This is a genomic window from Clostridium sp. ATCC 25772, assembly GCF_001573875.1.
In the GTDB taxonomy this organism is placed as follows: Bacteria; Bacillota; Clostridia; order Clostridiales; family Clostridiaceae; genus Clostridium_J; species Clostridium_J senegalense.
Genome location: NZ_LFRG01000159.1, coordinates 1 through 654, shown reverse-complemented (window position 1 = coordinate 654; position 654 = coordinate 1). Strand labels below are relative to the sequence as shown.

Below are 654 nucleotides of genomic sequence, written 5' to 3'. Positions count from 1 at the left end.
CTTTAGCAACATATATAGTTATACTAGGTCTTTGAGATAAGTCTATAGGTCCTTGATCTTCACCCTTAACAATGAAGCTATCTTTTTTCTTATCTAAAACTTCGCAGTATCTTCTAACTTTAACGGTTACATCTATCTGATCTCTATTTAAATCAAACTCTACCCTGTCTATATTTACATGATTAAATGCGTTAGCACTGTCTTTTACATTTCCAACTTCAACATCATGAGTAAATGGTATTTCTTCTGTTAGTCTATATACTGGTCTTAAACCTTCTACAGGAGTATATAAAACATCAATTAAAACTACACCTTCTACTATACTCTTTCCACCTTCAAATGATGAGTTTTCAACTATTATATTTGAATCTACACTTACTATATCTTTTATTTGTATATCATCACTATTATTTTTTATAGTATCTCTTATATTGAAAAATTCACTTCCACTACTTACAACTTTATTAAGCTCAACATTTCTGCTTTCAAACTTAAGAGTTCTATCAGGTGAATATGCATCTTGTAATACCTCTCTCGTAACATCTTCTGATACTTTAACTTTAGCTCTTGCTGTACAATCTACTTCTAAAGCACCTGTATTTGTTTCTTCATTTCTCTTAAATATATAGTTTAAGTCAACTATTTCTACCATAG

Annotated in this window: 1 protein-coding gene; it reads right to left on the bottom strand. The window is 29.7% G+C overall.

Annotated elements, in window-relative coordinates; translation table 11 throughout:
• On the bottom strand, positions 1 to 654 hold a 654-nt coding region (locus tag AZI32_RS17305), incomplete at both ends, for a DUF3794 domain-containing protein (protein ID WP_157450978.1).